Origin of the sequence: Paenibacillus sp. (genome assembly GCF_031177825.1) — a bacterium.
Lineage (GTDB): Bacteria > Bacillota > Bacilli > Paenibacillales > YIM-B00363 > Paenibacillus_AE.
This window is the reverse complement of record NZ_JAPSKE010000001.1, coordinates 400,285-423,427: the sequence shown is the minus strand read 5'-3', so window position 1 is coordinate 423,427 and position 23,143 is coordinate 400,285. Positions and strand designations below refer to the sequence as shown.

Sequence of the window (23,143 nt, the reverse complement as noted above, 5' to 3'; positions counted from 1 at the left end):
GTGTTCCTCGGAGGCAAATCCCGAATCGAGGAGGAAGATGCAAGATGAAAAGAGGGAGAAACCGGAAGCTCGCTGCGGCGGCCGTGTTGGCCATGGCGCTGCCCGCGGCGGGGGCGTTCGCGGCGGAGGACATGACGATGAAGGACATGGCGGACATGGCGGACATGACGGAAATGCCGGCGATGAAGGACATGGGAAGCGTTCCGCTTCGAAAGACCGCCGAGATGCTCGGGTATGTCGTGCACTGGGATGCTGCGGCGAATACCGTGACGCTTACGTATCAGGGCATGGAATCGAGCCTGAAGGGCAAGATCGTTGTGCTGACGCTGAGCAACGGGATCATTACGGTGAACGGCGAGAACCGGATGGAAAAGTACGACGTCACGGTCGACGAAGGCGTGACGCACGTCGCCCCCCGACTCATCGACGATGTTCTGCGTCCGTCCATGTAGAATGCGCACCGGAAGCCGACCGCGCCCTTAACGGCGGTTCGGCTTTTCTTTGGTTTCATAGTTCTTCGATTCTTGGGAACACTACCCACGATAAATACCGAAACTAGGGAGGATCCCATTCGCATGTCATTGAATCGATACGATATGGCCGTTATCGAACAAGCGCTTCGGGAGGCAATCAATCAAGGGGCGGACTACCATAAGATTTCTACGTACCAGACTGTGCTTGGCAAGCTGCAAGGGGCGTACGAAGCCGGATCCGCGAGCCGGACGACGATGGCGCAGGACGACGGATTTCGCTACGATTACGACGATTCGGCCGATATGCAGGCGTAAGGTCGGGGAACTTTTCCCGGGAAACCGCAGGAAGCGACACGAGCCATCCGCGAATCGACAAGTTTTCTAACAATTTCGACAAGTCGGAAATTTCATGGGACGAGGCGCCGCACCGAACGCAACGAGGAATGCCGAAGTTCGCCCGCCGACGTCCCGATCGTCATGCAAGGCGCGAAAATGATAACGGAGCTGCCCCCGAAGGATCGAAAGGAAGGCCGATAAGGCCTTTTTCTGTTTTCCCGCTTCCCAGGCGAACGTATATTCTGTAGAATAGGGTGTATGTATCGACTGGCGAGGAGAACGAACGCATGAACCGATTAACCGGCAAAGTATCCTCTATGGAGGAGCTGCTTGAACTTATACGATCGAAGAAAGAAATTATGGAAAACGTGACCGAATGGCGCACCATTCCCCCGCGCGAAGCGAAATTCTCCGATTTCCCGACGGAGCTCCGCCCGGAAATTCGCGCCGCGCTCGAGGCGAAGGGCATCACGAAGCTTTATACGCACCAGGCGTCCGCCTTCCGCGAAATCGCGGCGGGCCGCCACGTCGTCACGGTGACGCCGACCGCCTCCGGCAAGACGATGACGTACAATTTGCCTGTCATGCAGCAGCTGCTCGAGGACGACAGCTCGCGGGCGCTCTACTTGTTCCCGACGAAGGCGCTCGCGCAGGACCAGGTCGCCGAGCTGCAGGAGACGGTCGAGCGGATGGGCGTCGAGATCAAGGCGCATACGTACGACGGGGATACGCCGCCGACGGTGCGGACCGCCATTCGCAACGCGGGCCACATCGTCGTGACGAACCCGGACATGCTGCACAGCGCGATCCTGCCGCATCACACGAAGTGGGTGAAGCTGTTCGAGAACGTTAAGTTTATCGTCATCGACGAGGTGCATTCGTACCGGGGCGTGTTCGGCAGCCATGTGGCGAACGTCATCCGCCGATTGAAGCGCATCTGCAAGTTCTACGGCTCGAACCCGCAGTTCATCTGCGCTTCGGCGACGATCGCGAATCCGAAGGAACACGCGGAGCGGCTCATCGGCGAATCGGTCGCGCTCGTCGACGACAACGGCGCGCCGGCGGGGGAGAAGCATTTCGTGTTTTACAATCCCCCCGTCGTCAACCGGCAGCTCGGCATCCGAAAGTCGAGCGTGCTCGAATCGCAGCGGCTCGCGGCGCTGCTGCTGAAGCAGGGCATCCAGACGATCGTGTTCGCGCGCAGCCGCGTGCGGGTCGAGCTGCTGCTTACATACCTGCAGGACCTTGTGAAGCACGAGCTCGGCACGATGTCGATCCGCGGCTACCGGGGCGGCTATTTGCCGAAGCAGCGCCGCGAGATCGAGCGGGGGCTGCGCAGCGGCGACATCCGCGGCGTCGTCTCGACGAACGCGCTCGAGCTCGGCATCGATATCGGACAGCTGCAGGCTTGCGTGTTGAACGGCTTCCCCGGCACGATCGCGAGCACGTGGCAGCAATCCGGCCGGGCCGGGAGGCGCCACGAGACGGCGGTCACGTTCTTAGTGGCGAGCAGCAATCCGCTCGACCAGTACGTTATCCAGAATCCGGATTTCTTCTTCGAGCGATCGCCCGAGCAGGCGCGCATTCATCCGGATAATTTGCTTATTTTGCTCGATCACGTCAAGTGCGCGGCGTACGAGCTGCCTTTTCAACAAGGGGATACGTTCGGCGAGGAGCGGCTTGAGGATCTGCTCGAGTTTCTGGTCGAGGAGAGGGTGCTGCATCAGAACGGGGGCAAGTATTATTGGATGGAGCAGAACTTCCCCGCGAACAACATCTCGCTGCGGACGGCGGCGCAGGAGAACATCATCATCGTCGATATGACGAAGCCGGAACACAAGGTGATCGGGGAGGTCGACCGGTTCAGCGCCCAGACGCTCGTGCACGAGGAAGCGATCTATATTCACGAAGGCGTGCAGTTCCAGGTCGAGAAGCTCGATTACGAGGAGAAGAAGGCATACGTGCGCGAGGTCGACGTCGACTATTTCACGGACGCGAATCTCGCGGTCGATCTGAAGATTTTGCATGCGGACCGGGAGCGTTCCGGCGGCGCGGGGCATACGACGAATTACGGCGAAGTGACGGTGAACGCGCGGGCGACGATCTTTAAGAAGATTAAGCTCCGCACCCACGAAAATATCGGCGCCGGACCGATCCATCTGCCGGAAGAGGAACTGCATACGAGCTCGTATTGGATTACGCTCGCCGACGAGCTCGGCGGCTTCCGGTCGGCGAACGACCTGCAGTACGCGCTGCTCGGGCTCGCGAACGTCATGATTCACATCGCGCCGCTGTATTTGATGTGCGACCCGTTCGACATTCGCGTCGTGCCGCAGGTGAAGGCGGTGCAGTCGAAGCTGCCGACGATCTTCTTCTACGACCGCTATCCCGGCGGCGTAGGCTTAAGCGAGCGGCTGTACGAGTCGCATCGGGAGCTGCTCGCCGAGGCGCGGCGCATCATCTCCGGCTGCTCTTGTTTAAGCGGCTGTCCGGCGTGCGTCGGGCCGATCGAGGAGGTCGGCCTGCTCGGCAAGTCGCTCGCGCTCGAGCTTGTCGACCGGCTGGCGGCGGACGTATGAGCGGGCGGCTGCGCGAACGGCTCGGCCGGCTGACGGGGAGCGGCGAGCGATCGAAGCCGGCCGAGGAGTCGGCCTCGGCCGAACCGGGAGCGGCGTCGCAGGAGCCCGAAGCCGCCGACTGGGCGAAGCTCGGCTTCGCGCTGCGGTCCGGTCCGGGCGGCGTCTGTTTGACCCGCGACGTGCGATATGGGGCGTCGCATCGGCACGGCCGTTTCGCCGTGAGCGAGTTCGCCTCCGCCGGCGCCGCCCTGACCCGGCTCGATCCGGCGGGGCGGGTCGTCGAGCCGGAGAAGCTGCTGTTTCTCGATACGGAGACGACGGGGCTCGGTCAAGGCGCGGGCAACGTGCCGTTCCTGATCGGCATCGGTTGGTGGACGTCGGACGGATTTACGGTGCGGCAATGGTTGATCCGCCATCCGGGCGAGGAGGCGGCGATGCTCGCGATGCTGTCCGAGAAGCTGCCCGCATTCACCCACCTAGTCACTTATAACGGTCGGACGTTCGACTGGCCGCTCGTGAAAAACCGGTACGTTCTGCAGCGGCTGGCCGTGCCGAAGGATCCGGCGCATTTCGACTTCCTGTACCCGTCCCGGAGTCTGTGGCGGACGACGATGCCGTCGGTGCGGCTCGGCGCGGTCGAGGAAGCGAAGCTGGGCGTGTTCCGCGAGGACGACGTTCCGGGCTCGATGGCGCCGGCGTTGTATTTCCAATACCTCGCCGAACGCGACTGCTCCGTGCTCGAAGGCGTCGTTCGGCATAACGAGACGGATATCGTGACGCTGTTGACGCTGGCGATTCACTTCGGCACGCTGCTTCGGGACGGCGGCGTCCCGCTCGACGGGTTGTCCGCCGCGGAGCTGCTGCGTCTCGGCCTCTGGTACGAGCGTCTAAGCTTCGAATCGGAAGCGTGCGGCGCGATCGATGCGCTTGCCGGACGCCCGGCGGAGGAGGCGGCGCCGCATTGGCACGAGGCGGCGGCGTTCTATAAGCGGCGCAAGCGCTGGGAGGACGCGATTCGCCTATGGCGGGCGGTCGCGGAAGGCGGGCGTCTCTGGTCGGCGCTCGACCCGTACGTCGAGCTCGCGATCGCGTACGAGCATCGCTTGAAGGACGCCGACGCGGCGCTCTATTGGACGGACGAGGCGATGCGGACGGCGGAGCGACGATTGTCGCTCTCGCGCGCCGGCGACGACGGTAAACTGCGGGAGCAGCTGGCCGAGCTGCGGAAGCGCAAGGAGCGCCTGGCCCGCAAGCGCGGCGCGTTGTTTTGATAGAGGAAGCGATCGTCCGGCACGGGCCGGGGGATCGCTTCTTTGCGTTGGGGCGCGCTTTCCGCTGAAGATCGTCTCCCCCGAAATGCGCCCCCTCTCATAGCATAAAATGCCACCGCGGCAGGCAATCTAAGCCAAACGGAGCAACACCCGAGGGGAGGAGAACCGCTTGCCTGAATTGCCGGAGATGGAAACCTATAAAAACCTTTTAACCGAGCGGATCGCGGGGAAAACGGTCCGCGCCGCCGAAGTGACGCGCGAAAAGACGATCAACGTGCCGGTCGACGCCTTCAAGGCGCGGGTAGAGGGGCGCAAGCTCGAACGCGTCGATCGGCGCGCCAAGATGCTATTATTCCGCCTGGACGGAGGCGACGCGCTCGCGCTGCACCTGATGCTAGGCGGTTCGATGTTTTACGGAACGCCGGAGGAGGCGCCGGACCGGACCGCGCAGGTGATCCTTAGCTTCGTCGATGACGACCGCCGCCTGTATTTCCATGGCCTCCGGCTCGGGTATTTGCATATTTACGATCCGACGGACCTCGACGCGAAGCTAAAGAAGCTCGGGCCGGATCCGCTCGACCCGCGCTTCGGACCGAACGAGCTCGCGGCGGCGCTTCGCCGCTCGCGAGGCGCGATCAAGTTCGCGCTCACGGATCAGACCGTCATCGCCGGCATCGGCAACTGCTACGCCGACGAGATGTGCTTCGCCGCCGGCATCGACCCGCTCAGCAAGCTGGCGGACGTGTCCGACGCGCAGCTGCAAACCCTCTATACGGCCATGCATTCGACGCTGGCGGAGGCGATGCGGTACGGCGGATACATGGAGACGCCGCTCTTCGCCGGAGACGCGCTCACCGGCGGCTACAACGACCGCTGCAAGGTGTACGACCGCGGCGGCGAACCGTGCTTCCGCTGCGGTACGCCGATTACGAAAACCGAAAGCAACGGGCGCAAGGTGTTTTTTTGCGAACGATGCCAGCGGCAAGGAGGCGAGAGCGGTGACTCGAACGGCGACGCGGCTGAAGCACGTCGGCTGTCATATCAGCATTAAACACGGCTACTCGGGCGCCGCGCAGACCGCTGCGGCGATCGGTGCGACGTCGTTTCAATATTTTCCGAAAAATCCGCGTGGACTGTCGGTCAAAGATTTCAGCGCCTCCGACGCCGCCGCGTGCGCTGCGCTCTGTCGCGAGCATGGCATTCGCAGCATCGCGCACACGACGTACGCGACGAACTTGGCTGCGGAAGGCGCGCTGCGGGAGCCGACGATCCGGTCGCTGCGCAACGATCTCGAGATCGCGGAGGCGTGCGGCTCGGACGGCGTCGTCGTCCACTTCGGCAAGTGGAAGGGAGGCGGCGATCCGCTGGAGGGCTACAAAGTCATCATCGCCGCTTTGAACGAGACGCTGCAGGATTGGCGAGGGAGCGCCAAGCTGCTTATCGAAAACCAAGCCGGCGAAGGGACGGCGATCGGAACGACGCTGGAGGAGCTCGTCAGCATTCGGCAGCTGTCCGCCTATCCGGAGAAAATCGGGTTCTGCCTAGATACATGCCACTTCTTCGCCAGCGGCGTCTGGACCGGCGCCAATTGGCAGGAGCTCTACGAAGCGGGAAGCAAACTCGGCTATTGGAGGCATCTGATGGCGCTGCACCTGAACGACTCCGTCTACCCGACGGGCTCTCGCAGAGATCGTCACGCCAACATCGGCGGCGGCGCGATCGGCGCGAGAGCGCTCGCCGAGGCGCTTGCAACGCCGGAGCTTGCCGGCTTGCCGGTCGTATTGGAGACGCCGGTGCCGATGCAATCCTCCCACCAAGCGGAGATCGAGTTCGTTCGGTCGCTCGTATAAACCGGCGCCATTCGCTTGCAATTCCGCGGCGCGAGCGATACACTTCCCTACGAAGAAGCATGTACGGGAGGAACTCATCTATGATTCGATTGTCGAACGTTTCGTTCATTCGCGAGGGACGCAGCATTCTGACGGATATTTCGTGGCAGGTGGAGAAAGGACAGCATTGGGCGCTGCTCGGGCGGAACGGCTCGGGCAAGACGACGCTGCTCGAAATCATAAGCGGGTATCAATTCCCGTCGACAGGAGCCGTGGAGGTGCTTGGAGCGAGATACGGCCAGGTCGACCTGCGAGAGCAGCGCAAGCGGCTCGGTTACATCAGCCAATCGCTGTTCGAGAAGCTGACGCCGCGCGACCCGCTCTGGGAAGCGGTGGCGACGGGCGCATACGCGCATCTCCGCTTCTACGAAAAGATCGACCCGGAGGTGCGCGACCGGGCGATGGCGCGTCTGCAGCAATTCGGCTTGGAACGTCTCGCGGACAATCCGATCGGTACGCTGTCGCAGGGCGAGCGGAAAAAAGCGATGCTCGCGCGGGCGCTGATGGGCGAGCCGGAGTTGATCGTGTTGGACGAGCCGTGTTCGGGTTTGGATTTGTACCAACGGGAGAACTACCTCGAGGTCGTCGAACAGATCTCGAAGGAAGCCGCGCTTCTGTACGTGACGCATCATATGGAAGAAATCGTGCCGGCGCTCACGCACGTCGCGCTGCTGCGCGAAGGGAAGTTGACCGCGGCCGGACCGAAGCGGGACGTGCTGACGGCAACGCTGATCGAAGAGGCGTACGACGTGCAGGTAACGCTGGATTGGGAGGAGGAGCGTCCTTGGATTCGAGTGAAACGAACGTAACCGCTACGACCGACGAAACGACGCAGACGGGAAGCGTCTGGATCGGAACGTCGAACCGCGGCTTCGGCAAGCTGGCGGCGAGCGAGCTGCAGCGTCTGTTCGAGAAGGCGAAGACGCAATCGCTGTCGCCCGGCGACGTCTTCCGCTTCGAGGTCGACGCGGATCGCGAGGAAGCCGCGCGGCGGATTCGAGAGAAGCCGCCGATCTTCCTGCGGCATATGCAGCCCGTCCATCGGACGGTGCCGATCGAAGACGCGGAAAGGGCGCTGGCCGCGATCCGCGCCGTCGTCGCGGAGCTCGACGCGCCGCTGCGCGGCAAGAAGGTCGCGGTGCAGGCGCGGAAGGCGGAAGCCCCGCAGACGCCGAAGGCGGAGCTTGCGCCGATCGACGTGAAGCGTTGCGTCGACGAAGCGCTCGTCGCGACGCATGGCGCCATTCCGGTCGTACAGGACATGGAGTACGTCATCTCGGTGTATCTCGCCCGGGAGACGGCGTACGTCGGGTGGTCGAAGCCGGAGGACAACCTGTCGACGTGGTCGGGGGGCGCGGTGCATTTTCGAAAAGAGGACGGGGACATCTCCCGCGCGAAGTTCAAGCTGATGGAAGCGGAGCAGTCGTTCGGCATCGACTTCGGTTCGTTCCACAGCGCGCTCGACATCGGGGCCGCGCCCGGGGGCTGGTCTTCGTTCCTTCTGGAGAAGGGGCTCCGCGTGACGGCGATCGATCCGGCGGACATGCACCCTTCGCTGCATCGCGAGCACGGCTTCACGTATTTGCGCAAAAACGCGGCCGACGTCACGTTCCCGGAAGACTCCTTCGATTTGCTCGTGTGCGATATGAGCTGGGATCCGCTGCGCATGGCCGAGCTCGTGAAGCGTCTGCTTCCCGCCGTGTCGCGCGACGGACTTGTACTCACGACCGTCAAGCTGATGCACGGCAAGGCGTTCGCGACGCTGCGCGAGGTGGAGCGGATCATGGAGCCCGAGGCGGAGCTCGTCGCGACGAAGCAGCTGTTCCACAACCGGGAAGAATTGACGTGCCGCTGGCGAAGAACGACGTAAAAACATAGACACCCGCGTCCCCGTTCGGGCTTGAATGGTGGATGAGGGTGTTTTTGTTTTGGCATGATTATACAAAGCTTTGACTTTGACATATAGTTTGATTTTGAAGTATATTGGACTTCAGGTAAGATGAAAGTCTTCTGCCGACAAGATTGCTGTGAAGGAGAGGATGAACGTATGCCTTCGGAGAAGAGAAGAGCGATTCGCATGGACGTGTTGAACGACCTGCATCGCGCATCTAAGCTGGATCGATCGAAGCGCAGGACGTTCCCGGTTTCCGTGGAGTTCGACGATCCGGAGACGTTTTTCGCGTTGGAATATTTGGCGGAGAAGAAGCTGGTGTACTTCAAGCAGACGCACCCGGATTATTATGTCGCCAAGATTACGCCGCTCGGGAAGTCGTACCTCGAGCTGGAGCACGGGTCGCGGAAGGAAGCGGCCTGCAGGTAAGAAGCACGAAGGGATTGACGGTTCAGGACGACCGTTTTATACTAGGAAGCAGCAGACCAGCATGCGGGGTTCCCGTATGCCGGTCTGCTATTTTTTTGCGGAAAGAAGGGAGAATGATGGACGAAGAAATACGGGACGGCCCGTTCCGCTCGGGAGACGTCGCCGCCGGCCGATACCGGATCGTGCGGCGGATCGGCGAAGGGGGTATGGGACGCGTCTATTTGGCCGAAGATTTGCGGCTCTCGGGTCAGCGTTGGGCGGTCAAGTGGGTGCCGGTCGACGCGGCGTTCCCCTCCCAGCCGGAGAAGGAAGCGGCGATCATGACGTCGCTCCGCCATCCGTCGCTGCCCCGGATCGTCGATTATTTCGGCGCCGGGGAGGAAGGCGTCTGCATCGTGATGGACTATCTCGAAGGCGAGACGCTGCTGCAGCGGTCGGCCGCGCACGATCATGCGCTGCCTTGGACGACGGTCGTTCATTACGGCGCGCAGCTATGCGATTTGCTCGATTATTTGCATTCGCTCGACAGCCCGATCGTGTTTCGGGATATGAAGCCGTCCAACGTCATCGTCGGACCGGACGACGCGGTGCGGTTGATCGACTTCGGCATCGCGCGCACGTACAAGGAAGGCAAGGCTTCGGACACGGTGCACGTCGGTTCGGTCGGGTTCGCCGCTCCCGAGCTGCTGGCGAATCGCCAGACGGATCACCGGGCGGACCTGTATTCCTTGGGAAGCTTGCTCTATTATTTGTTAAGCGGAGGACAGTTTTATAACTTTACGAAAAAGCCGATCGAAGCGGTCGCCGACGCGATTCCGCCGGAGCTTGCCGCCGCGCTTCATCGCCTGCTCGCGGACGAGCCGTCGCGCCGGTTCCCGGACGCCAAGACGGCGAAGGCGTCGCTTCTCGCGTCCGGCCCGAGACCCGTCGCCGGCGGGACGAGCGCGCCTTCCGACGAGGGGACGGGACATGCGGCGTCCGGCAGACGGACGGTCGTCGCCGTGTACGGGTTGTTCCCGAAGGTCGGAGCTACGTTCACGGCGGTGGCGATCGCGAAGCTGCTCGCCGAGCGAAACCTCTATACGACATATATGGGGTTTCCGTGGGCCGCCGGCGACGCGTTCCTCCGCATGGTGTCGGCTACGAGAGACGGCGAAAGCGAATGGCGCGAGGACCGGCTGGCCTGGCGGCTCGCTCCGGACGAGGAGGGGCAGGGGGACTTCGACGCCGCCCGGTTGTACAAGCTATTGTTCGAGACGAAGGGAGACGTCGCGGTATTCGACGTGTCGTCCAAGGCGAACCCGGAAGCGGTCGAAGCGCTGCTGCGCGTATCGGACGAGGTCGTCGCGGTCGTCTCGCCCGATCCGGGGGGGTTGCGATCGAGCGTCGCCGTCGACAACTGGCGTCGGTTGAACGCTTGCGCCGGCGACGGAAGGATCGAATGGGTCGCGAACCGGATGCCGTCCGGGGTACGGTTGAACGATTTTTACAAGCTGTTTTCCATTAAACCCGCGGGGACGATCCGCGAGTTCTCGTATGACCGGATGATCGGGTCGATGTGGAACGGCAGATTTCTGTGCGACGAGACGGATGTGCGCGAGGAATTGTCGGACGCGCTGCAGCCGCTGCTGCGGAAGCTCGCTCCCGGCAAGGAGAAGGAATCGGGCTTCCGAGCGTCCGCGAAAAGATGGCTTGCCAACAAATGGCCGATCGACTATAATAAAAACAAATTTCATCCATAGGTTGACATGCGGAAGCACCGCTGACCCTAACAGGTCTGCGCGTGCTTTTTTTGTTGTCTACGGGGGGAGGAGGGGGCATGAAGCGAACGATTCTCTTGTACGATCCGGACCGGGAATACGCGGAGCGGATCGCGGATTACGCGAGGAACAGTTATTTTCGGAAGGAGGTCGAGGTGACGGTGTGCACGCGTCCCGAGCTGTTCGCGGAATGGCTAAGGGACGGACGATTCGACGTCTTCGTCGCCGCGGCCTCGGCCGCGGACGAGATCCCTGGCGTCGATCGCCTTCCAGGGCCCGTCGTTTGGCTCGGCGAGGAAGACGGGCGCGGCGATTCCGTCGTCGGAACGGCGTTGTGCAAATACGAAGCCGCACCGAAGCTGCTGCGGGCGTGGTTGGAACGGGCGGCGGGGAATTCCGCGGTCGGGAACGGGGGGAAGAGGGCTTCGATCGTCGGCGTATGGTCCGCCGCCGGCGGCGTCGGCAAGACGAGGATTATCGCCTGTTTGGCCGAGGCATGGGGCAGGAGGGGCGTAAGAACGTTCGTTGCGGGATTCGATCCCGGCGGCTGGCGGGAGGAAGCGTCGGCGGGCCGCGATGTGAGCGAATGGCTGTATGCGATCAAATCCGGTCGCCCGATCGGAGAAGAGCCGATTGCCGCCGCCGGCGGCGAGACGTCGTACGGCTTCTCCCCCGCCAGCTCGTATCGGGAATGGGCGAGCGTCGGTCGCCGGGAGGCGGAGGCGCTGCTCGAAGCCGCGGCGCTCGACGTCGGCGACGGGATCGTTCTCGCGGACGGGGGGACGGGCTGGTCCCCATGGGCGGAAGTCGTCTGGGGACGGAGCGACGAACTTTTATGCGTTTCCTCGGAAGAGCCGGCGTGTCTAGAAAAGACGGAGAAGTGGCTGAACGATTGGCCGGAGTGGGAGGAGCGCGGCGCGTTCCGAGCCAAGACGCGCTTCGCGATCAATCGATGTCTGAACCGGACGGGTCCGGAATCTTACGGGTGGACGCGGGAGGCGTTCCGGCTGCCGTACGTGCCCGAATGGAAGCAGGACGCCGCCCGGCGGGATCCTTCGTTTCAAGCCGCGGGGGAACGTCTCGCCGAGGAGGTGAGGGCGCGATGCGAGGCGCGGTGAGCATGGAGGAAGCCGCGCTCGAGCTGCGCGAGACGATTCGAAGCGACCTCGATTACGCGGCGATCTATACGGACGAAGCGCTGCGCTCGCTCGTCTTGCGCCGCGTGGCGGCAGCCGGGAGAGAACGGAGATGGACGTCCGACGAGCGGATGTGGATCGCCGAACGGGTGCTTGCGTCGTTCCGGGGGCTGGATATCCTGGAGCCTCTTCTGGCCGATTCGGAAGTGACGGAAATCATGGTAAACGGACACGAGGAGATTTTCTACGAGAAAGGGGGACGATTAAATCGGTATCCGCATCGATTCGAGAGCAGGGAGCGGCTGGAAGACATCATTCAGTCGATCGTCTCGAAGGTGAATCGGACGGTGAACGAGGCTTCGCCGATCGTGGACGCGCGACTGCCGGACGGCTCCCGCGTGAATGCGGTACTGCCGCCCGTCGCGTTGAAAGGGCCGACGCTCACGATTCGGAAGTTTCCCGAAACCCCGGTCACGATGGACCGGCTCGTCGAGTGGGGAGCGATTACGCCGGAGGCCGCATCCTTCCTGCAAGACGCCGTGCGGGAGAAGCGGAACATCTTCATCAGCGGAGGCACCGGGTCCGGCAAGACGACGATGTTGAACGTGCTGGCCCAGTCGATTCCGGACGGCGAACGCGTGATCACGATCGAGGATTCGGCGGAGCTGCAGCTTCCGACGTTGAGTAACGTCGTCGCGCTGGAGACGCGTACGGCGAATACGGAAGGCAAGGGAGAAATTACGATCCGCCAGCTGCTGCGGGCCGCGCTGCGAATGCGTCCGAATCGAATCGTCGTCGGCGAGGTGCGCGGAGCGGAAGCGCTGGACATGTTGCAGGCGATGAATACGGGGCATGAAGGCTCGTTGTCTACCGGTCACGCGAATACGGTGAAGGATATGCTCGGCCGCCTCGAGACGATGGCGATCGGCGGCTCGGAGCTGCCGATCGGCGTCATCCGGCAGCAGATCGCGTCGGCGCTGCATTTGATCGTTCACGTATCCAGGATGGCCGATTACAGCCGCAAAGTGACGGAGATTACCGCCGTCGACGGTCTGGCGAACGGCGAGTACCTGCTCCGCAAGATCTACGTCCGGGAGAGCGAGGGAAGCGGCGCCGGACAGCTGCGGTTTCTTCAAGAGCGGGGAAGGAGGGGATCCGATGTATAGGACGTTCCGGAAGCAATGGGATGAAATTCCCTCGGTCTATCGACCCGGGAGCGTTAGGGTCGCGATGGCGTGTATCGGTTATTCCGGCGTCTATGCGTTTATCGGGTGGCTGTTTTTCGAGCATGTCGTCGGCGCCGCGGCGCTCGCCGTCGTCGGGCTTCGGGCGGCTGTCGGACGCTCGGGCGCGTTCGCGGAGCGGCGGAAACGGGAGGCGGCTTCCCAGTTCGAGCAGATGCTGTTTTCGATGACGTCCTCCCTTCAGGCGGGGAAGTCGGTAGAGAACGCCTTCCGAACGGCGGAAGACGATTTGAAGCGAATGTACGAAGGCAGTCGGACGGTATTGCTCGATCAGCTCGAGCGGTTGAACCGGAAGGTAGAGAACGGGACGCCGACGGAACGCGCCGTGCAGGAATTCCAACGCGTCCTCTCGATCGGGGAAATCGACGACTGGGCCGATATGTTCTGTACCTGCAAGAGAACCGGAGGCGATTTGGTGCGCGTGACGAGGCAGACGTCCCGTTCGGTGGTCGAGAAGATGACGATGGAACGGGAGCTGTCGGTGCTGATCGCCGGGAAGCGGTTCGAAGCCAAAGCGTTATCCGTCGTGCCGTTCCTGATCGTAGCGATGTTTCGGTACGGCTCGCCGGAGTACATGGAAGCTCTCTACCGCGGACAAGGTCGATTGGTGATGATCGCCGCGTTGGCGCTGCTCGGCGTCGGCAAGTTCGCCGCGGACAGACTGACGCGGATCGAGGGTTGACCGATGGCGGCGATCTGGATTGTCGCCGTGGTTATCTCCGGTTTCCTTACATACCGTCGGGAGAAGTTCGGGGAAGCGGCCGCGCGCTGCTTGCCGCGCAGGCATTCGGCTGTAACTCGCATCGTCTATATCGTCGCGGAAGCGTGGCTTAGGCGTTGCGGAGCGTATCCGAAGCTGGCGATCCACCTGCCGCAGCTGCTTCGGTATAGCGCGATGGTGCAAGATCGGTCCGAAGCGACGGACCCGGCATACGCGTGGACGGTTCGAACCTTCGCCGCGACGGCGATCGCCGCATTCGCCGCCGTGTTCTCTTATCTTGCGAAGGCGGACGGCGCCGTCGTTCTATTCTTCGCGGTGCTGACGGTCGCCGCTCCGGCGGTCTTGTGGAGAGAACTGAAGAAGAAGGTCGAAGGAAGGCAGCGCGCTTTCGTCGCCGAGCTGCCGACGTTCTTGCATAAGCTGTCGCTGCTGTTGGCGGCCGGGGAAGCGATTCACCGCGCATGGCAGCGAGCCGGCACGGTCGGGCCGGACAAAGAAACCCATCCGTTATATACGGAGCTAGCAAGGACGAATCAGGACATCGCGCAAGGCGTGCCGTTCCCGAAGGCGCTGGAGGACATGCATCGCCGCTGCGGATATCACGAAGTGAGCGCGCTCATTTCGACCGTGTTAATGAATTATAAGCGGGGCGGCGAGGCGTTCGCTCTGGCGCTGCAAGACGCTTCCCGTCATATGATGGAGAAGAAGCACGCCGTCGTAAGAACGCAGGGGGAGGAAGCGTCGACCAAGCTGCTGTTCCCGATGCTGCTGATGTTGTGCGCGGTCATGCTGATCGTCGCGGCCCCCGCCGTCATGTTAATGAATTGAAAATCGGAGGAGGAACATTTATGAAACAAGTCATTGCAGCCCGTTGGCGCGCGTTTTGGAAGGAAGAGGAAGGGATCGGTACGCTGGAGATGCTGCTGATCATCGCGGTCATCCTCGTCGTTGCGATCGCGTTTCGGAAGTGGATTATGGAATGGATCAACGGGCTGTTCGAGAACACGAACGACAACGTCACCGATACGCTTAATGAAAATACGATCGTTCTTCCGTAACAGCCGCCTGATTAAGGACGAAGCCGGCAGCTACAGCCTCGAAGCCGCTTTGGTGGCGCCGATCTCGGCGTTGCTGGTCGCCGGCGTCGCGTTCCTGTTGATCGCGTCGGCGCAATCCAGCTTGACGTATATTACGGCGAACGAGTCGTCGGAGCGCGTCTCTCAGCACTGGAACAACAGCTACAAGCACCCGGTTACCGGCATGTTTTCGACGTTCCGGCACGACCCTTTGTTTTGGCGATGGAACCAGGATAGCTCCAGCGCTTGGTTGTGGGGGGACGAAGCAGGAGCTGCCGCTTCGCACGTGCGGCTTCCCGCGGGAGATTCATCCGGCGACTCCGTCTTAAGCCGGAAGCTGAGCGGAGGGGCGGCAGGGTGGCCGGCCGCTTATCGGGGAGCCGGTTCGTTTCGCGGGATCGGGTGGAATCGATCGGTAGCGGTGGAAGCGGCGGTTCCGCTGTCTTTGCCCGGCGGTTTCGGATTGCCGAGCGCGGCTGGGGGCAGTTCTTCGAAGTCGATCGCGGAGCCCGCCGAGTTCATCCGGAACGTCGAGCTCGCGCTCGGCTACGTTCCAGCGCTTAAGGCGGTTCTCGAAGGCGACAAAGTCAGAAATCTCGTCTCGCCTTGGGTGGACAAACCCGACATCGTGCCGGATGTCGATCGTACGCTCTCCTTCCGGCATCATTCGGACGCGGTGAAGTACTTGCGGACGCTCGTCCGAGGGCATGAACGGCGGATCGGCACCGAAGAGACGGGGAAGTGGCGATTAATCGACGCGATGGACAAACAAGAGGTCGCGCACCAAACGTACATCGGCCCGAAGCAGCCTAACAAAGACGTGCGGGATCAATTGATGAAGGACGCGGAGCTCATTCGCAAAGGCAAGGTGAAAGGGGTCGTCTGGCATTTCTTCCGGAGGACGGGAGACGCGACGGCCGGACCGTCGCCCGCCTTGAAGAAGCTGCTGCAAGACAACGGCATCGTATTCGTTATCCATTCGTAAGGAGGCAAGGCCTATGTTTCCGACGGGGAACGAGCGGGGCGGCATGACGTTGTTCGCGCTCGTCACGCTGTCCGCGCTGTTCATCGTCGCCATCGTGCTGGCGGACGTCGTGCGCGCGAGAATGACGGCGATGGACGCGGAAGGAGATGCGAGGCGGGCGGGGAGGACGTTGCTGGCAAGCTTTGAACCAAGCTTATTGAAGTACGGACTGTTCGGCGCCTCGGAGAGCGAATCGAGGACGAAATCGGCCGAGGCGGTGGTCGCCGAGACGAGCCGGGAACAATCGAAGGGTTCCGCTTTTCGCTTTTACGACGCTAGCGACGGATTTCGAAGGAATTTCGCGATCGAGCCGCTGTACCATCTCGGGGATCATCGCGTGTTCCGACGACAGATTCTGGAACGAATGAAATATATCGCTCCGATCGAGTTCGGCATCGAGGTGACGGAGAAGCTGTTCAAAGCCAAGCCGCAAATCGCGGCCGCCAAGCAATACGCGGAGCTGTCGCAGCAGCTGCAGGCGATTGTGAATAAGCGCGAAGCCGCGTTGGATCGAGCGTGGACGACCGCGCAATCGTTGGCGGGAGCGGCGGGCGGGGCCGGCGGGTCGCTGCAGTCGCTGATGAATCGACTTCACGAATCGCTGGAGGAAGCGGAGAACGCGAACCGCGACGTCTCCAAGCAGTTGAATGCGCCGGCGCCGCGGGCGCCGAACGGACCCGAAACGATGTTCCCCCATGTTACCGTATACCCTCCCGACTTTTTCGTGACGTACCGGGTCGGAGCGGGAACCGTCGCCTCGATGCACGAGGCGTTGGCCGCGGCGTCGGCCGAAGCGGCGGCCGTCCCGAAGGAGCAGGCAGGAGCCGCCTTCGAACGGGTCGAACGATTTCGCGAAGATTTACGGCGGTACGTCTCGGAGTGGCTTGGCGCTCGGCGCGCATTCGAGACGAAGAGAGCTCAGGAGGGGAACGAAATCCGACGGTTGGAAGCGAATCAGCGGCAAGCCGCCGAGACGCAACTGAACCGAAGGCGGGATAATTGGAAGGATTTATGCACGGTCGAGACGACGGCGGATTACTTGACTTTGATCGGGCCGGACGGCTTATTCGAAAAATATCGCGCATATAACGAGCATTCCGCTGCAGGGGGCATCGAACCGGAGCTCGACGCGAAAGACGCGGAGTCGTTCCTGACCTCGGCGGTGCGCTTCACGAATGCGATCGGCGAATTGACCGGCGAGCTGTTGGACGAGACGTTCGCGAACGAATACGCGATCATGCATTTCACGTACCGGACGGACGATAAACCGAAATATCCCGTAAAGATAGGGACGAATATCGGCGACCGAGCCTCCCATCGGTTAAGAGGCCAGGAAGCGGAATTCATCCTATACGGACTGCCGAGCTGCCATATGAACTTAACGGCGATGCATACCGAGCTGTTCGTGCTGCGAACCGGACTTCGGACGATGGAGGAGCTGTTGAAGCCTGAGACGGGCGCGAAGGCGGCGACTCCGTGGCTCGCTTTGCTCACGGCGCTCGCGCAAGGGGCGAAAGCCGCGAACGACGACGTCGATGTATTGCTATCGGGCGAGGCGGTCGAACTTCCGTTCGTTCCGGGAGCGACGATGGATTATCGGGATCATCTGCGATTGTTTTACTTGCTGCACAGCCGAGACGAGTCGACGTTATCCCGGATGCAGGCGCTGATCGAGTTGAATACGGGCATCGACCTGATGCGTCGGTATACGGCGGTGCGAGTCCGAACGGAATCGGCGCCGTCCCTCTCGGTCATTCCGGCGGCTCGGAAGGAAACGGAAGTGGTCGTATCTTACTGAAACGGGCGAGGTTGGCGATGAACGAAAGCGGATCGATCGCGTTGGAAGCGGCGTTCGCTCTGCCTCTTCTGCTTTGCATCGGAGTTGCGTTGTCTTGGCTGCTGCTGACGGCGCGGACGGAGTCGTTGGTAAGAGAAGCGGTGGACGAGGCGGTCAGGACGACCGCGGCGCACGCGTATCCGCTCGATTTGTTGGCGCGCGTCTACCATGAGAGCGACTACGTAAGAAATATCGAAAATCAGGTCGGGCGGTTCCTGCCTTATTCGGTGAAGGCGATGTTCCAAGAACGGAAACAGAGCGGAGGTTCCGGGGAGGCGGAAGCGGTCGAACGGGCGTGGAGCGAATCCGACTTTCATCGCGCGTGGGCCGAGCCGTTCGTGATGTCGTTCGTCGATCGAGGCGCGGACGGAGAACCCCTGCTCGATTCGGAGCGGCTCGTCGTCAAATCGACTTTGATTCCTACATTCGTCTCGGAGGACACGAGCTATTTCGGCCTGTCCGTGGAATATCGCATGACGCTGCCGATCCCGTTCTTCTCTCCGGAAATCGTTTTTCGCGCCGCGGCGATGGAACGCTGCTGGGTTGGCGAGAAGCTGGGGGGACAAACATGACGACGGTGGAGATCGGATTATTGTTGTTCACGGGATTGACGTTCGGTTGGGATTTGCGCGCTAGGAAAATTCCCAACCTTCTTGTCGGATTCGGCTTCTTGCTTGCGGCCGCGCTGCACGTCTTCTCGCCGGACGGGAGCGGATGGTCGCTTCCGGCGCTTGGAGCCGTTGCGGGATTGAGCTGCGGCCTTCCGCTTTATTTCGCGGGAGCGATCGGAGCCGGCGACGCGAAGTGGTTCGCCGCCGCGGGCGCCTTCGCCGGTTGGAAAGGGGCGGCGGCGATCGCTTGCGCGTCCGTACTGGCCGGGGGCGTCGCCGCGCTCTGCTTGTTGGCGGCGTCGCGATCGTTCCGCCGACGCTTCGCGGAGGTGATCGCCGGTTGTTACGTGCGTACCGGCTGGGAGCGGTTCAACGTACCGGAGGAGGGCCGCACTACGTTGCCGTTTCTGCTTTGCGCCGGGCCGGCCGTCTGCGGATACGTACTTATGGTGTAAGGGAAAGACTGCCAAGTTTATGGGAGGGACGCGGATGGCGGTGTGGGAGGAGGTCGGACTTCGCGCGAATATCGACCCGGACAAGGGTACCGAAATCGTAGTTTGCGGAAGGGACGGATTGAAACCGGATCAGACGATCCGCATGCAGATCGGCATGCTCGAGCGCAACGCGCTCGCCGGAACGATCGCTTTACGGCAAGAGACGCGCGACGGCGTCGTGTCGTTTCGATATTCGGTCGCCGGACATCGCCGGCTGCGCACCGCGTTGCGAGCGGAGTCGCTTCGAGAGGAGCAATGGGACGGCTTGCTTGCCGCGATGCTCCTGTCGATTCGCGAAGGTGCCGACTATTGCATTCGGGAGACGGAGTACATGCTGGATCCCGATTGGATCTGGGTGCGGCGCGACGTGCGGGACGTTCGCTTCATGGCGGTGCCGGTCGCGGGCATCGGTTCGCCGGAACGTTCATGGAAGCAATGGAAGAACGTGTTCGTCTTCTTCGTCGAATGCGGACTTCCGGATCGTTGGCGGGATCGACTGCGTCCTACCCGATGGGATCCGGCCACCTTCAGTCATCGATTATGGATGGACGAAGTTTCCGGCGGTCCCGAAGAGCCCGGCGCCTTAGCGCCGAGCCAAGCCCTCCGAACGGAGGGAATCGAAAGCGATTCGGACAATCGATATCGAGTCAAGCCGCCGGTCGACATCCGCGAAAACAGCGTCATCGGTCAAGCGATCCGCGAGGCCGACGACGGGGAGACGATGCGATTCTCCCCGTCTCGTATGACTTCGAGAGAATGGGTACGTCTTCTGGCCGCGACCGTCTGTTGCATCGTCTTCGTATGGAATCCTTCGTTGCCAACGCTCGTAATCGCCTGTCTCGGCTGCGTTCCGCTAGGGATTACGTTATACCGGAGGTACGTTCGCGAGAAGGAGGCGGAAGACTCGGGGGAGACTGGATCGACGATCCCGGAAGCTTCGTTCGTACCGGTAGCGGCCGCGGCCGACGGAACTCGCAAGGAACCGGATCCGCTCGAGCCGGACCGTCTCGAGCATCGGACCGTGTTGCTGGCGGACGCGCAGCAAACCGCGCTGTTATCCGATCTGAAACCGGAGCGGTCCGCGAGTCTCGAGATTTCTTTTGAGTCCGGCGACCGCGTCGAGACGATTTCGCTCGGCGGCGGTCCGCTGCGTTTCGGCCGCGGACCGGAAGGCGTCGACGTCTTGGTCGATCATGCGGCCGCATCGCGCGTCCATATGGTATTCGATTACACGGACGGGCGTCTCGGCGCGTGCGATCTAGGATCGACGAACGGCACGTACTATATGGATCGATTGATGACGCCGCATGAACGGTACGAGCTGTTGGACGGCGATTTGCTGCGTTTGCCCGGGGCCGTGATCCGGGTCATAACGATCGAAGGAATGCGATGAGGCGCGAACCGCGTTTTGCCGGCATATCGGCAGGAGGCGGTTTTTTTCGTTCGCAGAAGTTTTCCCCCCAGAGGAGGGGAAGTTCTCATTCCCGTCGGCGGCATTTCCCTTCGATCGGACACCTCATGGAACGTAAAGATCTCAATGGAATTATCCTTACCGGCTCCGCAACATTGCGGCGACGCTTTTCCATTTGATATGCTAAGAGATACACCTTTTGAATGTGAAGCGGGGAGTCGAAATTAATTTGGACACTTGGGAAGGATTAGCTCGGCGCATCCTTCGAGAAGGTTGGTATGTGCCTTCCGCTCGTTTCGAGCCGGCCGACGGCGATATCGCGGCCCGCGCGCGGTGGGCGCCGTTCTGGGCGGCGCCGGGGCTCGCGGAGGCGGAGGCCGCGTTTCCGCTGCCGGTCGACCGCGAGGCGATCGAGCGGTACGTCGACGCGGCCGTGCGGGCGAGCCTTTCGCCGGAGCGGCGAGAGGAGTCGTTCCGCGACCTTCACCCGCGGTACGGCGTGCCGCATACGCCCCTTGAGAAGTGGGCGTACGGTCTGCTGCAGGGCGAAGGGGAACCTCCCGCGCTGCCGGATTGGCTCGCGGACGACGTCGCGGAATGGCATCGCGCGACGGAGCGCGAGGCGGCCGTAGTTCACGTTCGCGCGGCGTTCGCGCTGCTCGAGCCGGAGACGGCCGACGGGACGTGGCGGCTCGTGCCGGGGCTGCAAGCCGCGGACGACGAGCGGCTGTTCGTGCCCGCCCGCGACGTGTGGCGGCGGACGGAACGCGACCCGCGCTTCGGCGGTCGCACGTTCGAAGGCGCACAAGAGCGGCTGGCGCGGGGCATCGCCGAGGCGGCGGAGCGGTTTCCGCCGCTGACGCGCGTCCGCCCGGCGGACGCCGGCTGCGCCTTGACGGAGGCGGAGGCGCTCGACTTCTTGGAAGCGGGGGCGGACGCGCTGGAGCGGCTCGGCTTCGGTACGGTGCTGCCGGAATGGTGGGAAGCGCCGTCGCCGCTCGAGGCGGCGGTGCACTATCGCGAACCGACGCCGAACGCGAGCTATGCTTCGGCCCCGTTCGAAGACGCATCCGGCGCTGCGCCGGCGATCGGCTTCGACACGCTCATGTCGTACCGCAAGGAGCTGCTGCTCGGCGGGAAGCCGATCTCCGAGGCGGAGTGGCGTCGCTTGACGGAGCGGGATACGGCGCTGTTGTTCCGCGAAGGCCGCTGGCTCAGGCTGCGGGCGGCGGACCGGCGCGCGGGGGCGCGCTTCTTCCGCGACCCGCTCGAGGGCGAAGCGACCGCGGCGGGAGCGCTCCGGGCTGCGCTCGCCGTCGATGCGGCGGCGCCCGCGGACGAAGCGGCCGTGCCGATTCGCCGCTGGAGCGGCGATGCGCGGCTCGAGCGCCTCGTGTCGGGACTGCGCGACGCGAGCGGCGGGGCCGCCGCAGCGTCCGTCGAGCCGCCGGCGGCGCTGCAGGGCGAGCTGCGCGATTATCAGCGGCGCGGCTTCGCCTGGCTCGCTCGGATGCGCGAGCTCGGCCTCGGCGCGTGCCTCGCGGACGATATGGGACTCGGGAAGACGGTCCAGTGGATCGCTTACGCGCTTCATGTCGTCGCGCGGCGCGACCCGCGGAACCTTCGGCGGCCGCTGCTGCTCGTCTGTCCGACGTCCGTCCTCGGCAACTGGCAGCGCGAGCTGGAGCGGTTCGCCCCGAGCCTGGCCGTGTACTTCCATTACGGGCCGGAGCGAGCGCGCGTCTCGGCGGCGTTCCGCCAGACGGCAGGCGCGGCCGACGTCGTGCTCACTTCCTATACGACGGCGCTTCGCGATCGCAAGCTGCTCGGGGCGACGCTCTGGGACGCGGTGACGCTGGACGAAGCGCAATACGTGAAAAACTCGGGCGCGCAGCTGACGCGGTTCGTCCGCACGCTGCCGTCCGTTCATCGAATCGCCTTGACCGGCACGCCGGTCGAGAACCGTCTGTCCGACCTATGGTCGATCTTCGAATTTCTGAACCCGGGCTACCTAGGCAGCGAGCGGGCGTTCCGCAAAACGTTCGGCGACGGCGCGGAACGCGGAGGGGCGGGGAACGGTCCGTCCGGACGGCTGCATGCGCTCGTGCGGCCGTTCCTGTTGCGGCGGATGAAGTCGGATCCCGCCGTCATCGGGGATTTGCCCGACAAGATCGAGCAGACGTCGTATTGCGGCATGACCGAACGCCAAGCGGCGATGTACACGGCGGCGCTCGAGCGGATGGCCGATCAGCTGAAGCGGGCGGAAGGCATTCGCCGCCGGGGCGTTATCCTATCGACGATTACGAAGCTGAAGCAAATTTGCAACGCGCCCGAGCAGGCGCTGCGAGAACGTTCGCTGCGTACGGGAGCGTCCGGCAAGCTGCTCCGGCTCGAAGAGCTGCTAAGAGAATCGCTTGAAGCGGACGTAAGAGCGATCGTCTTCACGCAATACGCGACGATGGCGACGCTGCTGCAGTCGTATCTCTCCGCCCGCCTCGGCTGCGAGGTCGGGCTGATGATCGGCAAGACGCCCCGCAAGGAGCGGGAATCGCTCGTCGAGCGCTTCCAGGAAGCGGAGGACGGACCGAAGGTGCTCGTCTTGTCGCTGAAGACCGGAGGCTTCGGCCTCAACCTGACCCGAGCGAATCGGCTCGTGCACTACGACCGCTGGTGGAACCCCGCCGCGGAGCGGCAAGCGACCGACCGCGCGTACCGCATCGGGCAAACCCGCACCGTGGAGGTGTGGAAGCTGGTGACGAAGGGGACGCTGGAGGAGTCGATCGAGAAGCTGCTCGAGAGCAAGGAACGGCTCGCGGACGACGTCGTCGGCACGGGCGAGCAATGGATTACCGAATACAGCGACGAACAGCTGAACGAGCTGCTGTCGCTCCGCCGACAAGTGATCCTGTCGGAGGACGAAGCGTGATGGGCGAAGAGGGGGCGGAACATCATCGCGGAACG

At 62.8% G+C, this 23,143-nt stretch carries 21 protein-coding genes; all 21 read left to right on the top strand.

Annotated features, from left to right (window positions below; translation table 11 throughout):
- The first annotated feature begins 44 nt into the window (after positions 1–44).
- The 21 genes from RIN49_RS01930 to RIN49_RS01830 all read left to right on the top strand — a co-directional run bounded on the left by RIN49_RS01930 (position 45) and on the right by RIN49_RS01830 (position 23,108).
- The gene (locus RIN49_RS01930) at positions 45–452 is read left to right on the top strand and encodes a stalk domain-containing protein (RefSeq protein WP_309118470.1); all 408 of its coding nucleotides are present in this window, start codon (positions 45–47) and stop codon (positions 450–452) included.
- A gap of 123 nt (positions 453–575) precedes the next feature.
- Entirely contained in the window at positions 576–788 is a 213-nt protein-coding gene (locus RIN49_RS01925) for a hypothetical protein (RefSeq protein ID WP_309118469.1), read from the top strand.
- A 308-nt stretch (positions 789–1,096) separates the two neighbouring features.
- Positions 1,097–3,388 carry a DEAD/DEAH box helicase gene (locus tag RIN49_RS01920; RefSeq protein WP_309118468.1) on the top strand — a complete coding sequence of 764 codons (2,292 nt, stop codon included), beginning with the start codon at positions 1,097–1,099 and terminating at the stop codon, positions 3,386–3,388.
- The gene (locus tag RIN49_RS01915; RefSeq protein ID WP_309118467.1) at positions 3,385–4,659 is read left to right on the top strand and encodes a ribonuclease H-like domain-containing protein; all 1,275 of its coding nucleotides are present in this window, start codon (positions 3,385–3,387) and stop codon (positions 4,657–4,659) included. The genes RIN49_RS01920 and RIN49_RS01915 overlap by 4 nt, the downstream gene beginning before the upstream one ends.
- A 169-nt stretch (positions 4,660–4,828) precedes the next feature.
- Positions 4,829–5,710 carry a bifunctional DNA-formamidopyrimidine glycosylase/DNA-(apurinic or apyrimidinic site) lyase gene (gene mutM, locus RIN49_RS01910; protein ID WP_309118466.1) on the top strand — a complete coding sequence of 294 codons (882 nt, stop codon included), beginning with the start codon at positions 4,829–4,831 and terminating at the stop codon, positions 5,708–5,710.
- On the top strand, positions 5,658–6,509 hold the full coding sequence (locus tag RIN49_RS01905) for a deoxyribonuclease IV (RefSeq protein WP_309118465.1): 852 nt from the start codon (positions 5,658–5,660) through the stop codon (positions 6,507–6,509). Before mutM ends, RIN49_RS01905 begins: the two co-directional genes overlap by 53 nt.
- Positions 6,510–6,589: 80 nt before the next feature.
- Positions 6,590–7,357: an ABC transporter ATP-binding protein gene (locus RIN49_RS01900; protein WP_309118464.1), complete on the top strand. Its 768-nt coding sequence runs from the start codon at positions 6,590–6,592 to the stop codon at positions 7,355–7,357.
- Positions 7,333–8,418 (top strand): SAM-dependent methyltransferase, encoded by a 1,086-nt coding sequence (locus RIN49_RS01895; protein ID WP_309118463.1) that lies wholly within the window; start codon positions 7,333–7,335, stop codon positions 8,416–8,418. The genes RIN49_RS01900 and RIN49_RS01895 overlap by 25 nt, the downstream gene beginning before the upstream one ends.
- Before the next feature lie 177 nt (positions 8,419–8,595).
- Positions 8,596–8,868 carry a hypothetical protein gene (locus RIN49_RS01890; RefSeq protein ID WP_309118462.1) on the top strand — a complete coding sequence of 91 codons (273 nt, stop codon included), beginning with the start codon at positions 8,596–8,598 and terminating at the stop codon, positions 8,866–8,868.
- 116 nt (positions 8,869–8,984) lie between these two features.
- Complete coding sequence (locus RIN49_RS01885) at positions 8,985–10,610, top strand: serine/threonine protein kinase (protein WP_309118461.1); 1,626 nt, start codon at positions 8,985–8,987, stop codon at positions 10,608–10,610.
- 77 nt (positions 10,611–10,687) lie between these two features.
- Positions 10,688–11,746 carry a hypothetical protein gene (locus tag RIN49_RS01880; RefSeq protein ID WP_309118460.1) on the top strand — a complete coding sequence of 353 codons (1,059 nt, stop codon included), beginning with the start codon at positions 10,688–10,690 and terminating at the stop codon, positions 11,744–11,746.
- The gene (locus tag RIN49_RS01875; RefSeq protein WP_309118459.1) at positions 11,731–12,930 is read left to right on the top strand and encodes a TadA family conjugal transfer-associated ATPase; all 1,200 of its coding nucleotides are present in this window, start codon (positions 11,731–11,733) and stop codon (positions 12,928–12,930) included. The genes RIN49_RS01880 and RIN49_RS01875 overlap by 16 nt, the downstream gene beginning before the upstream one ends.
- Positions 12,923–13,690, top strand: coding sequence for a type II secretion system F family protein (locus RIN49_RS01870; protein WP_309118458.1), 768 nt, complete (start codon positions 12,923–12,925; stop codon positions 13,688–13,690). Before RIN49_RS01875 ends, RIN49_RS01870 begins: the two co-directional genes overlap by 8 nt.
- A 3-nt stretch (positions 13,691–13,693) precedes the next feature.
- Positions 13,694–14,557, top strand: a complete 864-nt coding sequence (locus tag RIN49_RS01865) for a type II secretion system F family protein (RefSeq protein WP_309118457.1) — start codon at positions 13,694–13,696, stop codon at positions 14,555–14,557.
- Positions 14,558–14,577: 20 nt separating this feature from the next.
- The gene (locus RIN49_RS01860) at positions 14,578–14,787 is read left to right on the top strand and encodes a Flp1 family type IVb pilin (RefSeq protein ID WP_309118456.1); all 210 of its coding nucleotides are present in this window, start codon (positions 14,578–14,580) and stop codon (positions 14,785–14,787) included.
- On the top strand, positions 14,762–15,790 hold the full coding sequence (locus RIN49_RS01855; protein ID WP_309118455.1) for a TadE/TadG family type IV pilus assembly protein: 1,029 nt from the start codon (positions 14,762–14,764) through the stop codon (positions 15,788–15,790). Before RIN49_RS01860 ends, RIN49_RS01855 begins: the two co-directional genes overlap by 26 nt.
- Positions 15,791–15,803: 13 nt before the next feature.
- Positions 15,804–17,627: a hypothetical protein gene (locus tag RIN49_RS01850; RefSeq protein WP_309118454.1), complete on the top strand. Its 1,824-nt coding sequence runs from the start codon at positions 15,804–15,806 to the stop codon at positions 17,625–17,627.
- Between the two features lie 17 nt (positions 17,628–17,644).
- Complete coding sequence (locus tag RIN49_RS01845) at positions 17,645–18,238, top strand: hypothetical protein (protein ID WP_309118453.1); 594 nt, start codon at positions 17,645–17,647, stop codon at positions 18,236–18,238.
- Positions 18,235–18,732 carry a prepilin peptidase gene (locus RIN49_RS01840; RefSeq protein ID WP_309118452.1) on the top strand — a complete coding sequence of 166 codons (498 nt, stop codon included), beginning with the start codon at positions 18,235–18,237 and terminating at the stop codon, positions 18,730–18,732. Before RIN49_RS01845 ends, RIN49_RS01840 begins: the two co-directional genes overlap by 4 nt.
- Positions 18,733–18,766: 34 nt before the next feature.
- The gene (locus RIN49_RS01835; protein WP_309118451.1) at positions 18,767–20,164 is read left to right on the top strand and encodes a DUF6382 and FHA domain-containing protein; all 1,398 of its coding nucleotides are present in this window, start codon (positions 18,767–18,769) and stop codon (positions 20,162–20,164) included.
- 298 nt (positions 20,165–20,462) lie between these two features.
- Positions 20,463–23,108: a DEAD/DEAH box helicase gene (locus RIN49_RS01830; protein WP_309118450.1), complete on the top strand. Its 2,646-nt coding sequence runs from the start codon at positions 20,463–20,465 to the stop codon at positions 23,106–23,108.
- Positions 23,109–23,143 lie beyond the last annotated feature (35 nt).